This is a genomic window from Bacillus sp. DX3.1 (assembly GCF_030292155.1).
GTDB lineage: Bacteria > Bacillota > Bacilli > Bacillales > Bacillaceae_G > Bacillus_A.
On the sequence record NZ_CP128153.1, the window covers coordinates 5,014,809 to 5,028,353 of the forward strand.

Consider the following 13,545-nt stretch of genomic DNA (forward strand, 5'->3'; position numbering starts at 1 on the left):
CACACTTTGATATTATTCTCTTTTCACACGGGTAAAGGGAAAATTACGGAAGGCAAATTCATAATAATGAAAGGCAATAAGTTCAAGTAGAGTAATATTCCCTATTGTAACCCTTTTGGCTAGTTTTAATCAATACGTTGTAACACAAATACAAGAAGCGAAGACAAGAAAATTTGTCTCCGCTCTTTTAGATTACTTCCACTTTTATTTAATTACAAGGTTTGGCTTTTTGTTTAAGCTGTGGCGTCCGTCAACAAAGCGCACTGTTCCTGATTTCGCACGCATAACGAGAGATTCAGTTGTACCAACGCTACCTTTGAATTGAACACCGCGTAACAATTCTCCATCTGTTACACCTGTTGCTGCAAAGATTGCGTCATCACCTTTTACTAAATCTTCCATACGAAGCACACGATTTATATCTTCAATTCCCATTTTTTTGCAACGCGCTAATTCTGCTTCATTTTGCGGAAGAAGTCTCCCTTGGATTTCTCCGCCCAAACATTTTAGTGCAACTGCTGCAAGAACGCCTTCAGGCGCACCGCCAGAACCGAATAAAATATCAACACCTGTGCGATCAAACGCTGTGTTAATCGCTCCAGCTACATCACCATCATTAATTAATTTAATACGTGCACCCGCTTTACGAATTTCTTCGATAATTGCTTGGTGACGTGGTCGATTTAAAACTGTCGCAACAACATCTTCAATGTCTTTATTTTTCGCTTTTGCCACAGCACGTAAGTTATCAATAATAGGTGCATGAATGTCGACTGCACCAACCGCTTCTGGGCCAACTGCAATTTTATCCATGTACATGTCAGGAGCATGTAACAAATTACCGTGATCCGCTATCGCAATGACAGCAAGTGCATTCCAGCCTCCAGCTGCCACAATATTCGTTCCTTCTAACGGATCAACTGCAACATCGACACGTGGGCCATATCCTGTTCCTAATTTTTCCCCGATGTATAGCATTGGCGCTTCATCCATTTCCCCCTCGCCAATTACAACTGTACCTTTCATCGGAATTGTATCGAACACGTCACGCATTGCTGATGTTGCCGCTCCATCTGCCTCGTCTTTTTTCCCGCGTCCCATCCAACGTGCAGATGATAATGCTGCAGCCTCTGTTACACGTACTAACTCCATAGATAAACTTCTTTCCACGATAATCCCTCTCCTTTGAATCTTTATATTTATGCCGTTTTGTGTGAACTGTCTTTCAATAAAGTGAAGCTTCCGTCAGCAGTGATTCTTCGTCCCCCACTAACGGAAGCACCACCGATCATTCTTTATCCCGTACCAATCCCCACACAACCTTAGGTGAGGAATAAACTGCCCGTAAAAACTCAATTAGTGAAGGCTAATTATTAGCGGAGTTGAAGAACCCCCCCTGATAAAAGTTTCACTTTATGCATTTTTCATTTCTTCGATTTCTTGCTTCGTCATCTGCTCACGCCAAATATTGGCACCGAGACCTCGAAGCTTGTCTACTATATTCTCATAGCCACGATCAATGTGCTCTAAACCTGTCACTTCTGTAATTCCATCTGCCATTAACCCCGCTATCACAAGTGCCGCTCCTGCTCTTAAGTCGCTCGCTTTTACCTTTGCCCCTTGCAAAGTTACAGGTCCTGTCATAATAGCAGAACGACCTTCTACTTTAATTTGAGCATTCATGCGGCGTAATTCATCAATATGTTTAAAACGAGCACCGTAAATGGTATCCGTTACAACACCTGTTCCATGCGCTTTTGTTAACAGCGTTGTGAATGGTTGCTGCAAATCTGTTGGAAATCCTGGGTACACAAGTGTTTTTACATCCACTGTTTTTAATTGACGGTTACCATTCACCGTAATTTGATCATCGTGTGTTTCAACTTGTACACCAACTTCTCGCAATTTTGCAGTTACAGACTCTAAATGTTGCGGAATTACATTATCAACCGTTACCTCTCCGCCAGACGCTGCACCTAAAATCATGTAAGTACCCGCTTCGATTCGGTCTGGAATAATTGAATGGTAACAGCCGTGCAAGGAATCGACACCATCAATACGAATGACGTCTGTGCCAGCACCTTTGATTCGCGCACCCATGCTTGTTAATAATGTTGCTACATCAATAATTTCTGGTTCTTTTGCTGCATTTTCAATGACTGTTCTACCTTTTGCACGTACAGCTGCAAGCATAATGTTAATTGTCGCCCCTACGCTCACAACATCTAAATAAATACGTGCTCCTCGCAGTTCATCTGCACGTAAATAAATCGCACCTTGCTCATTTGTAACATGTGCACCTAGTGCTTCGAACCCTTTAATATGCTGATCGATTGGTCTCGGTCCTAAATGACATCCACCGGGAAGCCCAATTACAGCTTTTTTAAAGCGTCCAAGCATAGCACCCATCAAGTAATAAGAAGCACGAAGTTTTTTTACCTTCCCATTTGGAAGGGGCATAGCAACCATTTTGGAAGGATCAACTGTCATCTCTTCCTCCTGATGGAACTTTACAACTCCCCCAATTTCCTCCAATAGGTCTCCTAACATCTTTACATCTGAAATATTAGGTACACCACCGATTGTTACTGGGGTATCAGCTAAAATGGTTGCCGGAATAAGAGCAACCGCGCTATTTTTTGCACCGCTCACGCGAATTGACCCGTTTAAAGGTCGTCTACCTTCAATTAGCAACTTTTCCATGTTGAGCTCCCTTCTTTTGTGAATGTATTTACCTTTCTTATTCCTCCTACATACCTATCATGTAAGCAGTCCACTTCCTATCTAATGAAGAAATAGACTATTAATACATAAGAAAGTCTTCCCATAAGAATTTCATTCGTTCAGCAAACTATCAATAAAAAATTAAAAATTTCTACTTCATTTTTCATACCAGACTTAACAGGCAGTAAGACCTCACCTTGAAATATAAAAAGGTCGAAGCAGATAGATGTGGACTAACTGCCCGTCAAGCACTGGGTGATCCCACTCACCACACCATCATATAAAATATTCCTTACGGTGGTAGTTTCACCCTATTAATCACCTCGGATACGTTATAACACTTATCAAAAGGCCATGCTCGTTATTTTCCATTATTCCATTTATCCCGCATTAACGAGCAGTAAGACCCCCATTTCAAGATTCTGAGAAATTCAAAGAAGATAGATGGGGATAACTGCCCGTAAAAGCCCGATTGGTGAGAGCTAATGATCAGTGGGGGATGAAGCCTCCCCACTGATCAAAGTTTCACTAAACATCTTACAAAGAATGTAGCACTTTATCTGATGATACAAATTGTTCACGCTTTCATTATACAACGAAAGGAAACCGTCTAAAAGACTAGACGGTTTCCAAAACGGAATTTTATTCTTACGCTTTACCGTTAGAACCAAATTCGCGCATTTTACCCATAACAGTTTGCTTGATTGCTTCGCGGCCAGGTCCGATAAATTTACGAGGATCGTAAACTTCTTGGTCTTTGTTTAATACTTCGCGAACAGCTTTTGTAAACTCAATTTGGTTTTCAGTGTTTACGTTGATTTTTGAAGTACCTAAAGAAATAGCTCTTGTGATGTCAGCAGTCGGGATACCAGTACCACCGTGAAGTACTAAAGGTACACCAGTGAAGTCACGAACTTGTTCCATTTCTTTGAATCCTAAGTTAGGCTCACCTTTGTAAGGGCCGTGTACAGAACCTAAAGCTGGAGCTAGGCAATCGATACCTGTTGCTTCAACTAGGTGTTTACATTCTGCAGGATCAGCGTAGATAACGCCTTCAGCAATTACGTCGTCTTCTTGTCCGCCAACTGTTCCAAGCTCAGCTTCTACAGATACGTTACGAGCGTGTGCATATTCTACTACTTTTTTAGTAGTTTCTACGTTTTCCTCGAATGGATGGTGAGAAGCGTCGATCATAACAGATGTGAAACCTGCATCGATTGCTTCTTTACATTTTTCAAAGCTAGAACCATGGTCAAGATGAATCGCTACAGGAACAGTGATGTTCATTTCTTCGATTAAAGCTTTAACCATAGCTACAACTGTTTTGAATCCAGTCATATGACGAGCTGCACCCTCAGATACACCTAAGATTACAGGAGATTTTTCTTCTTCTGCAGCAGCTAAGATAGCTTGAGTCCACTCTAAGTTGTTCATGTTGAATTGACCAACTGCGTATTTTCCTTCTAGTGCTGTGTTTAGCATTTCTTTCATGGAAACTAAAGGCATGGTGAATCCTCCTAAAAAACGTTTTTTGTATCCGATAAATTCTTATCGCTGGTAGTATGACCAGAATAAGGTAAAATATGTATATTTACATACCGGACTTTTTTCTACACTCCATAGGATACCAACTTGTACTAAAAAACTCAACCGCATTCACCTGCTCATCAGTCCATGTAAACGCTTTTATCCATATTTTTTATAAAAAGTTCATAGTTAAGCCTCTACAGCAATCAAATTTCGCACTACTTTTCGAATTTCATCGATATCAAATGGCTTTGCAAAATGCATCAAAGCACCTAAATCCTTTGCTTCTTGAATCATATCGAGCTCACCGTAAGCTGTCATTAAAATAACTTTAATATCTTTATTAATTTCTTTCACGTGCTTTAAAATCTCTATACCATCCATACCTGGAATTTTCATATCTAAAACGACTAAATCCGGATTATCCTTTTTCACGATATCTAAAGCTTGAAATCCATTTGCTGCTTGGAACGTTTGGTAACCTTCTTTTTGGAATACTTCATGCAATAACACACGAATACCATATTGGTCATCAACGATTAAAATTTTTCCTTCCATAGTCCCCAACCTTTCTGTGTAAATACAAGATTAAAAGCTTCTTATATCTTATTCGGTTTATTTTCGCTACACATTATCAAATTCCTTCCTGTTCTTTCTTATTTTACCGTTTCTTATTTTGTTATGCTAGTCTCATTGCTTCGCCTTTCTGAAAAAATAAGCTATAATGAAAGCCGTCTAACACGTCAGAAAGGAGCATCGCGATGTTAAAAATTTTTTCTACTCAGTTGAGTGGCTATTTTACAAGAATTTCTCAAAAAGAAGAGATGAATATAGAAGATAGTGCCCGTCTACTTGCCCAAGCACTAGTTAGTGATGGTATCATTTATGTACACGGTACAAAAGAAATGGAGGGTGTTGTTTCTGAAGCTTTATACGGGGCAGAGCCGATGAAAAACGCCAAATGTTTATTCGAAAATGGAAAACGAGCAGCCGTTACATCCGCTGACCGTGTGCTTCTCATCAGTCGTTTTTCAACAGATGAAGAAGTCATTTCATTAGTGAAAAAGCTGCAAGATGAAGGGCATTCCGTTGTTGGTATTTCAGCAGTTCAAGAAGGCGAAGCATCACTGGAGCAATTTACAGATGTACATATTGATACAAAGTTGCTAAAAGGACTAATTCCAGATGATGAAGGCTCCCGTTACGGCTTCCCAAGTTTAATAATCGCTCTATTTGCGTATCACGGATTAAAATTTACAATCGATGAAATTATGAACGAATATGAATAAAACAAAAAGGCGTCCGAATCTGGACGCCTTTTCCTTGCTTATTTGCCTTCTTTATTAATAATAGAAGCTTGTACGAAATCACGGAACAACGGTTGTGGACGGTTTGGACGAGATACAAGTTCTGGGTGGAACTGTGCTGCCACGAACCAAGGATGTTCTTTTAACTCGATAATTTCTACTAAACGACCATCTGGGCTTGTACCAGAGAATAGGAAGCCTGCGTTTTCCATGTCTTGACGGAATTGGTTGTTGAACTCATAACGATGACGATGACGCTCATATACAACCGGCTCACTATACGCATTGTAAGCATTCGTTTCTGGTGTAAGCTTACATGGGTATAGACCAAGACGAAGTGTACCACCTAAGTCTTCTACATCTTTTTGTTCTGGTAATAAATCGATAATTGCATATGGTGTTTCAGGATCAATTTCAGAAGAGTTTGCACCTTCTAATCCTAATACGTTACGTGCAAATTCAATTGATGCAAGTTGCATACCTAAGCAAATTCCTAAGAATGGAACCTGGTTTTCACGAGCATATTGGATAGCAGCAATTTTACCTTCTACTCCGCGATCGCCGAAGCCACCTGGTACAAGGATACCATCTGTATCGCCAACCATTTCTTTCACATTTTCTGCTGTTACATGCTCAGCATTTACCCATTTCACTTCTACATCTGTATCAAATGTGTAACCTGCATGGCGAAGTGCTTCTACAACAGAAATGTATGCATCTTGTAGCTCTACATATTTACCAACAAGAGCGATTTTTGTTTTCTTAGACAGGTTGCGTACTTTTTCAACTAATGCGCTCCAATCTGTCATATCTGCAGCTGGGTTGTCTAATTTTAAATGATCGCAAACGATTTGGTCCATATTTTGCTCTTGAAGAGATAATGGAACTGCATATAATGTATCTGCATCGCGTGCTTCGATAACCGCTTTTGTATCGATGTCACAGAATAAAGCAAGCTTGTCTTTCATATCTTGAGAAACAGGCAATTCTGTACGAACAACGATAATGTTTGGCTGAATACCTAAGCTACGAAGCTCTTTAACGCTATGTTGCGTTGGTTTTGTTTTCATTTCGCCTGCTGCTTTTAAGTATGGAATTAATGTACAGTGAATGTACATTACGTTGTCACGGCCAATATCGCTCTTAATTTGGCGAATCGCTTCTAAGAACGGTAGGGACTCGATATCACCAACAGTTCCGCCAATTTCTGTAATAACAACATCCGCATTTGTTTCACGGCCAGAACGATATACGCGTTCTTTAATTTCATTTGTAATGTGAGGAATAACTTGAACTGTTCCTCCTAAATATTCACCACGACGCTCTTTTTGAAGAACAGAAGAGTAAATTTTACCTGTTGTTACGTTGCTGTATTTGTTTAAGTTAATGTCGATGAAACGCTCATAGTGACCAAGGTCTAAGTCTGTTTCTGCACCATCATCTGTTACGAATACCTCACCGTGTTGGTATGGGCTCATTGTCCCTGGATCTACGTTAATGTATGGGTCAAATTTTTGAATTGTTACGTTTAAACCACGATTTTTTAAAAGTCTTCCAAGAGATGCTGCTGTGATCCCTTTTCCTAAGGATGATACTACACCGCCTGTTACAAAAATATACTTAGTCATGAAAGTACTCCCTTCTACTCTTCTGTTATATAATCACCGTTGCAAAGCGCAACGTATGTAGATAACACTGTATCCATCTTATTGTTAGACTCTTTCAGTTTTCTAAACAAAAAACAAAAAAGAAAATTGCTCCCCTCATCACAAAAAGTAATAAGTAGGGAGCAATTTTCTTTTATATTTACACTTTAAAAGTATTATCGTCCTTTTTTAAAGAGCCCAAAAATGATTCTACATGGACGATAATAAAAAGTCAAGGTTAGAGTTTGTCCTCTCCCTCTTCCTCTTCTTCATCATATTCAAGTTCTTCTTCAGCGAATTCTTCATCATCGTCGTCTTCATCTAGATCATCAAGATCTTCGTCTTCATCAAGAACCTTGTCCAAATCTTCTACATCTTCTTCTTCGAAATCGTCTTCATCACTATCAACATAGTCATCAAGATCTTCTTCCTCTTCTTCAACCTTACGCTTCTTCTTAGGTTTTGGTTGAGGTAAAATTTCTTCATCAATTTGCTCATATGGGTACCAGCTGCGCATTCCCCAACGATTTTCTCCTAAATTAATGAAACGTCCATCGATATTTAAATCTGTATAAAATTGTGCGATATTCGCAGCAACTTTCTCTTTAGACAGTCCCAGCACTTGAGCGATTTCTTGAACTAAATCCTGAAATGATGTTGCTTGTCTTTTGTCCTCTAACAAGCTATGTACAACTTCAATCATGGACAATTCTTTTAGCTCTTCTGGTGAATATTGCTTAAAATTCACTTATGCGGCACTTCCTTTCTTAAAATATAATCCTATATATAAAGTCCTGGTCAAAAAAATCCATACTATTTATTATAAACAAAACTCCAACAAATATGCTACAAAAAAATAGGAAATCATAAAGTGAAACTTTGATCAGTTGTGGTTTTCTTCATACCCACTGATTATTAGTTGAATCAATCGGGATTTTACAGGCCATTTATCCCTACCTAACTTCTTTCAATCTTATTCTATATAAAGCACCAAATGAATGAGAAATTGCTACAAATCCTATTTTATATTTTAAGCGAGCTACGTCAACCTCTTCTTTTTTATTCTAGAACCATATGAGCTCCATGTAATACGTAACGAATTTGCATCTCTGTGTATTCCTCTAACGTATAAAGCTTTTGCAGCGCCCAGCGCCTAAATCCCCACATTTGTCCTTGAATAAAAATATTGTGGGCAAGCAGTTGAATTTCCTTTTTCGTTAATGTGAATATACCATTTCGGGCACACTGCTCCAAAATATTTTCAAACATGCTCACCATTTGAAATTCTTTTTCAAGAACATAAGGAAGCGATTCTTTTGGTAAAAAACGAACTTCTTGATACATAATTAGCACTTCTTCTTGCAGTTCATCCATCACTTTAAAATAATTTGTAATGGCTATCCTTAAACTATCAACGCTTCCTTTCTCCGTACATACAACTTCTTCTAACCGTTCTTTTACATGCTCATAAATGCTATCGCACACTAAATAGAGAACATCATCTTTCGTTCGAATATACTCGTAGAGCGTACCGATACTAAACCCTGCTGCTTTTGCAATTTCCCTCGTTGTTGTGCGCGGGAATCCTTTTTGTTTAAAAAGCTGCACAGCTCCTTTAATCATCTGCTCACGCCGCAGTGCAACCAACTTCTCATCTTTTACAGACGCATGCACATTATGCTTAATCATCCCCTTCACCTCTTTCTCTATCAATTTGAAGGAAAAAGCGTAGGAGATACCTACGCTTTTTCCTTACTCATATCTCATGATTATTTCGTTAACATACGAGAGATTACAAGACGTTGGATTTCTTGCGTCCCTTCATAAATTTGCGTAATCTTCGCATCGCGCATAAAACGTTCCACTGGATAATCTTTCGTATAACCGTAACCACCAAATACTTGCACCGCTTCGGTTGTTACTTTCATCGCCGCATCCCCAGCAAATAACTTCGACATCGCCGATTCTTTTCCGTACGGAAGTCCTTCTGATTCTAGCCACGCTGCTTGATACGTTAGTAGACGCGCCGCTTCTACACTCGTCGCCATATCCGCTAGTTTAAAACCGATACCTTGCTGCGCTGCAATTGGCTTTCCAAACTGGTGCCGCTCCCTCGCATAATCTACGGAAGCGTCTAAAGCTCCTTGTGCGATTCCAACCGCTTGCGCCGCGATACCATTGCGGCCGCCGTCTAACGTCTGCATCGCAATTTTGAAACCTTGCCCTTCTTCCCCAAGTAAATTCGCAACAGGAATGCGGCACTCTTCAAACATAATTTCTGTCGTTGGTGAAGAGCGAATACCGAGCTTACTTTCTTTCTTACCAACCGAAAACCCTGGTGCACTGCTTTCTACAATGAATGCACTTGTGCCGCGTTGTTTTGATTCCGGATCGGTCAATGCGAAGACAACGTAAATATCAGCAATCCCACCGTTTGTAATAAAAATCTTAGAACCATTTAAAATGTAATGGTCACCATCACGCTTCGCTGTCGTTCTCAGCCCCCCTGCATCTGAACCAGAACTAGGCTCCGTTAAACCATATGCACCAATTTTTTTCCCTTCCGCCATCGGACGTAAAAACGTTTGTTTCTGCTCTTCTGTACCGAATTTAAAAATTGGCCAGCCTGCTAGCGAGGTATGGGCAGATAACGTTACGCCTGTAGAAGCACAAACACGTGATAATTCTTCAACTGCAATCACATAAGCCAAGTAATCGCTTCCAATCCCCCCGTATTCTTCAGGCCATGGAATCCCTGTTAAACCGAGGTCTGCCATTTGATCGAATAATGCACGGTCAAAACGCTCTGCTTCGTCGCGCTCCGCTGCCGTCGGTGCCACTTCATTTCTCGCAAAATCCCGAACCATTTTCCGTATCATCTCATGTTCTTCCGATAACCTAAATTGCATGTTCTCTTCCTCCTCTATCCTTTTCATGTAATCAAACGATTTCTATAGCGCTCTGCTAATCACAAGACGCTGGATTTCACTCGTTCCTTCATAAATTTCACAAATTTTCGCATCGCGGAAAAAGCGCTCGACTGGATAATCTTTCGTATAACCATAGCCGCCAAATACTTGTACCGCTTCAATTGCGACTTCCACCGCTGTTTTTGAAGCGAATAACTTCGCAATAGATGCTTCCTTGCCACATGGGAGGCCTTGCGCCCGCATTGAAGCTGCCCTGTATACGAGTAATCTTGCAGCTTCTATACTCGTTGCCATATCCGCTAGCTTAAAGCCGATCCCTTGCTGCGCGGCAATTGGCTTTCCAAATTGTTGGCGCTCCTTCGCATAATCCACGGCGCACTCTAGCGCTGCCTCAGCGATGCCAAGCGCTTGTGCCCCAATGCCAATACGACCGACATCTAAGTTTGCCATCGCAACCTTAAAGCCTTGTCCTTCTTCACCAAGTAAATTCTCTGCCGGTACTTTCATATCTTCAAATGTGAGCTGTACTGTACGTGAACCAAGCAGCCCCATCTTATGTTCATCTTTACCAACGATAAGACCCGGTGTATCCTTCTCGACAATAAATGCTGAAATCCCATTCTTCCCTGCATCTGGATTTGTAGAAGCAAATACGATATATGTATCCGCCTCGCCTCCATTCGTAATAAATACCTTAGAACCATTAATCACGTAGTGGTCACCTTGCTTCACTGCTCGTGATTTCAGGCTTCCAGCATCTGAGCCCGCATTTGGCTCCGTTAAAGCAAAAGCACCTAAATATTTACCCGTTGCTAGTTTTGGAAGATATTTTTGTTTCTGTTCTTCTGTTCCAAAATATACAATCGGATTCGTTCCAACAGATGTATGTACCGCCAAAATCACGCCGATTGTCGCACTTACTTTTGACAATTCCTGAATAGCTAAAATGTAGGAAATGAAGTCCATTTCCGCACCACCGTATTTCGCTGGAATTGGAATCCCCATCAATCCAAGCTCACCCATTTTACTTAAAACCTCTCTAGGAAACACCCCTTGTTCCATACTTGGAACAAAGGGAGCAATTTCCTTTTGTGCGAAATCCCGAACCATTTTTCTCATCATTTTTTGCTCTTCTGTGAAATGAAAATTCATATGCCCCGCCTCCATTTGTTTCATATATTTATTCGATAATCTGGTAAGACCACTACTTTGTAAAAAAGAGGGAGACCTACCTTATTGACTTCCTATTCGTACACGTAGAAGCCACGGCCTGTTTTACGCCCTAACCAGCCAGCATTCACATATTTACGTAGAAGTGGACAAGGGCGATATTTACTATCTCCTAATCCTTCATGAAGTACTTCCATAATATATAGACACGTATCTAGACCGATAAAATCTGCTAATGTTAATGGCCCCATTGGATGGTTCATACCAAGCTTCATTACTTCATCGATTGCTTCTTTCGTCGCCACGCCTTCGTATAGTGTATAAATTGCTTCGTTAATCATTGGTAATAAAATGCGGTTCGAAACAAATCCAGGGAAGTCATTTACTTCAACAGGGACTTTCCCGATTTTCTTTGTAATGTCTTCAATTGTTTCATATACTGCATCGTCCGTTGCTAATCCACGAATGATTTCAACAAGCTTCATAACCGGGACTGGATTCATAAAATGCATCCCAATTACCTTCTCTGGTCTTTTTGTTACTGCTGCAATTTCTGTAATCGGTAAAGAAGACGTATTTGTCGCCAAAATCGCGTGTTCTGGTGCAATTCCATCTAAATTCTCAAAAATTTTCTTTTTAATATCCATTTTCTCAACCGCTGCTTCAATAATGAGATCTGCTTCCTTTACACAATCTAGTTCAAGGGTGGTTGTAAGACGGTCCAAAGTTGCTTGCTTAGCCTCTTCTTCCATACGTCCTTTTTCCACTTGGCGCGCTAAATTTTTTGTAATAATCGCTAACCCTCTATCTAATTGCTCTTGCTTTAAATCTTGTATATACACGTGATAACCTGCCATTGCACACACTTGTGCAATGCCTGCCCCCATTTGTCCGGCACCAATTACAACAATATTTTGTACACCCATGTTCTTCTCCCCCTTTAATTAGCGAACTTCAATCATAATCGCGTCACCTTGACCACCGCCGCTACAAATAGAAGCAATGCCAATTCCGCCGCCGCGCTGTTTTAACGCATGAATAAGCGTAACGATAATACGGGCTCCGCTCGCCCCAATTGGGTGTCCCATCGCAACTGCTCCGCCGTTTACGTTAATCTTCTCCGGATTAATTCCTGCAATATCCGCACTTGCAATTGCAACTGCTGCAAAAGCTTCGTTAATCTCAAATAAATCAATCTCTTCCACTGTCTTACCTGTTTTCTTCAAGAGCTCATTAATTACATAACCCGGTGTTCTCGGAAAATCCTTCGCTTCAACAGCAATAGCTGTATGTGCCAAAATTGTTGCTAACGGTTTTCTTCCTTCTTGCTGCGCTCTGTCCTCGCTCATTAATACAAGTGCAGCACCGCCATCATTTAAACCAGGTGCATTGCCCGCTGTTACTGCTGCCGTTTTATCAAATACTGGCTTTAGTTTTGCTAATTTTTCAACTGTCGTATCCCCGCGTGGTGCTTCGTCTTGCGCGACAATAATTGGTTCACCTTTTCGCTGCGGCACAGATACTGGGACGATTTCTTCTTCAAAACGTCCTTCTTTTTGTGCAGCAACTGCACGCTGATGACTGCGACATGCCCATTCGTCTTGTGCTTCGCGGGAAATACCGTCTTCTTTTGCCACTTCCCCGCCATATACACCCATATGTATACCTGAGAATGCGCATGTTAAGCCGTCTGCCACATTTAAGTCGACAACTTCGTTATTCCCCATTCGATATCCCCAGCGTGCACCTCGTAAAATATAAGGACTGTTACTCATTGATTCCATACCACCAGCTACAATAAGTGATTGATCTCCAGTACGAATAATTTGATCCGCTAACGTAACAGCACGAAGGCCTGATGCACACACTTTATTCACTGTTTCTGTGCGTGTCTCCCATGGAATTCCAGCTTCTCTTGCCGCTTGCCGCGAAGGAATTTGTCCTTGTCCCCCTTGAATAACCGCTCCAAAAATAACTTCTTCAATGTCGCTTGCTTCCACATTTGCACGATCTAGTGCAGCTTTAATCGCAATACCTCCAAGCTCCGTTGCTTTTACATCTTTTAAAGCTCCCCCAAATTTTCCAACCGGTGTTCTTGTTGCACTTAAAATCACTGTTCTTACCAAAACGTATTCCCCCATTTCCTTTTTTACGGCGTGATTGAACGCTCGCTCAGTATTCCTACGTTGAGAAGAGGCGCAAAACTTGCACCTCTTTCTAAAGTTGTATGAATTCTTATGA

Annotated in this window: 11 protein-coding genes and 1 pseudogene; 1 reads left to right on the top strand and 11 read right to left on the bottom strand. The window is 40.8% G+C overall.

Features of this window, described 5'->3' with window-relative positions:
- Nucleotides 1–204 precede the first annotated feature (204 nt).
- The 4 genes from glpX to spo0F all read right to left on the bottom strand — a co-directional run bounded on the left by glpX (nucleotide 205) and on the right by spo0F (nucleotide 4,809).
- Nucleotides 205–1,170 carry a class II fructose-bisphosphatase gene (gene glpX / locus QRE67_RS25180; RefSeq protein ID WP_286122877.1) on the bottom strand — a complete coding sequence of 322 codons (966 nt, stop codon included), beginning with the start codon at nucleotides 1,168–1,170 and terminating at the stop codon, nucleotides 205–207.
- A gap of 243 nt (nucleotides 1,171–1,413) precedes the next feature.
- Nucleotides 1,414–2,703 (bottom strand): UDP-N-acetylglucosamine 1-carboxyvinyltransferase, encoded by a 1,290-nt coding sequence (murA, locus tag QRE67_RS25185; protein WP_286122878.1) that lies wholly within the window; start codon nucleotides 2,701–2,703, stop codon nucleotides 1,414–1,416.
- A 669-nt stretch (nucleotides 2,704–3,372) separates the two neighbouring features.
- A complete protein-coding gene (locus QRE67_RS25190) occupies nucleotides 3,373–4,230 on the bottom strand; it encodes a class II fructose-bisphosphate aldolase (protein ID WP_286122879.1) in 858 nt (285 codons plus the stop codon).
- Between the two features lie 210 nt (nucleotides 4,231–4,440).
- Nucleotides 4,441–4,809, bottom strand: coding sequence for a sporulation initiation phosphotransferase Spo0F (gene spo0F / locus QRE67_RS25195; protein WP_286122880.1), 369 nt, complete (start codon nucleotides 4,807–4,809; stop codon nucleotides 4,441–4,443).
- A gap of 203 nt (nucleotides 4,810–5,012) precedes the next feature.
- On the opposite strand from spo0F, the gene QRE67_RS25200 reads away from it, so the two are divergent.
- Complete coding sequence (locus QRE67_RS25200; RefSeq protein WP_286122881.1) at nucleotides 5,013–5,540, top strand: DUF2529 domain-containing protein; 528 nt, start codon at nucleotides 5,013–5,015, stop codon at nucleotides 5,538–5,540.
- A gap of 38 nt (nucleotides 5,541–5,578) precedes the next feature.
- Here the strand turns inward: QRE67_RS25200 and pyrG are convergent, their stop codons facing one another.
- From pyrG to QRE67_RS25235, 7 genes and pseudogenes are all read right to left on the bottom strand, one after another.
- Nucleotides 5,579–7,186: a CTP synthase gene (gene pyrG / locus QRE67_RS25205; RefSeq protein ID WP_286122882.1), complete on the bottom strand. Its 1,608-nt coding sequence runs from the start codon at nucleotides 7,184–7,186 to the stop codon at nucleotides 5,579–5,581.
- 256 nt (nucleotides 7,187–7,442) lie between these two features.
- Complete coding sequence (gene rpoE / locus QRE67_RS25210) at nucleotides 7,443–7,952, bottom strand: DNA-directed RNA polymerase subunit delta (RefSeq protein WP_286122883.1); 510 nt, start codon at nucleotides 7,950–7,952, stop codon at nucleotides 7,443–7,445.
- A gap of 311 nt (nucleotides 7,953–8,263) precedes the next feature.
- A complete protein-coding gene (locus QRE67_RS25215; protein WP_286122884.1) occupies nucleotides 8,264–8,893 on the bottom strand; it encodes a TetR/AcrR family transcriptional regulator in 630 nt (209 codons plus the stop codon).
- Nucleotides 8,894–8,973: 80 nt separating this feature from the next.
- Complete coding sequence (gene acdA / locus QRE67_RS25220) at nucleotides 8,974–10,113, bottom strand: acyl-CoA dehydrogenase AcdA (RefSeq protein WP_286122885.1); 1,140 nt, start codon at nucleotides 10,111–10,113, stop codon at nucleotides 8,974–8,976.
- Nucleotides 10,114–10,155: 42 nt separating this feature from the next.
- Nucleotides 10,156–11,286, bottom strand: coding sequence for an acyl-CoA dehydrogenase (locus QRE67_RS25225; RefSeq protein WP_286122886.1), 1,131 nt, complete (start codon nucleotides 11,284–11,286; stop codon nucleotides 10,156–10,158).
- 92 nt (nucleotides 11,287–11,378) lie between these two features.
- The gene (locus QRE67_RS25230; RefSeq protein WP_286122887.1) at nucleotides 11,379–12,230 is read right to left on the bottom strand and encodes a 3-hydroxybutyryl-CoA dehydrogenase; all 852 of its coding nucleotides are present in this window, start codon (nucleotides 12,228–12,230) and stop codon (nucleotides 11,379–11,381) included.
- A gap of 18 nt (nucleotides 12,231–12,248) precedes the next feature.
- A pseudogene (locus QRE67_RS25235) lies at nucleotides 12,249–13,537 on the bottom strand (acetyl-CoA C-acetyltransferase).
- Nucleotides 13,538–13,545: the final 8 nt, after the last annotated feature.

What these genes read in the sequence shown, in the direction of transcription:
- murA (WP_286122878.1), bottom strand. Translation starts at nt 2,703, where the DNA reads ATGGAAAAGTTGCTAATTGAAGGTAGACGACCTTTAAACGGGTCAATT.
- acdA (WP_286122885.1), bottom strand. Translation starts at nt 10,113, where the DNA reads ATGCAATTTAGGTTATCGGAAGAACATGAGATGATACGGAAAATGGTT.
- pyrG (WP_286122882.1), bottom strand. Translation starts at nt 7,186, where the DNA reads ATGACTAAGTATATTTTTGTAACAGGCGGTGTAGTATCATCCTTAGGA.
- QRE67_RS25230 (WP_286122887.1), bottom strand. Translation starts at nt 12,230, where the DNA reads ATGGGTGTACAAAATATTGTTGTAATTGGTGCCGGACAAATGGGGGCA.
- QRE67_RS25225 (WP_286122886.1), bottom strand. Translation starts at nt 11,286, where the DNA reads ATGAATTTTCATTTCACAGAAGAGCAAAAAATGATGAGAAAAATGGTT.
- QRE67_RS25200 (WP_286122881.1), top strand. Translation starts at nt 5,013, where the DNA reads ATGTTAAAAATTTTTTCTACTCAGTTGAGTGGCTATTTTACAAGAATT.
- spo0F (WP_286122880.1), bottom strand. Translation starts at nt 4,809, where the DNA reads ATGGAAGGAAAAATTTTAATCGTTGATGACCAATATGGTATTCGTGTG.
- QRE67_RS25215 (WP_286122884.1), bottom strand. Translation starts at nt 8,893, where the DNA reads ATGATTAAGCATAATGTGCATGCGTCTGTAAAAGATGAGAAGTTGGTT.
- QRE67_RS25190 (WP_286122879.1), bottom strand. Translation starts at nt 4,230, where the DNA reads ATGCCTTTAGTTTCCATGAAAGAAATGCTAAACACAGCACTAGAAGGA.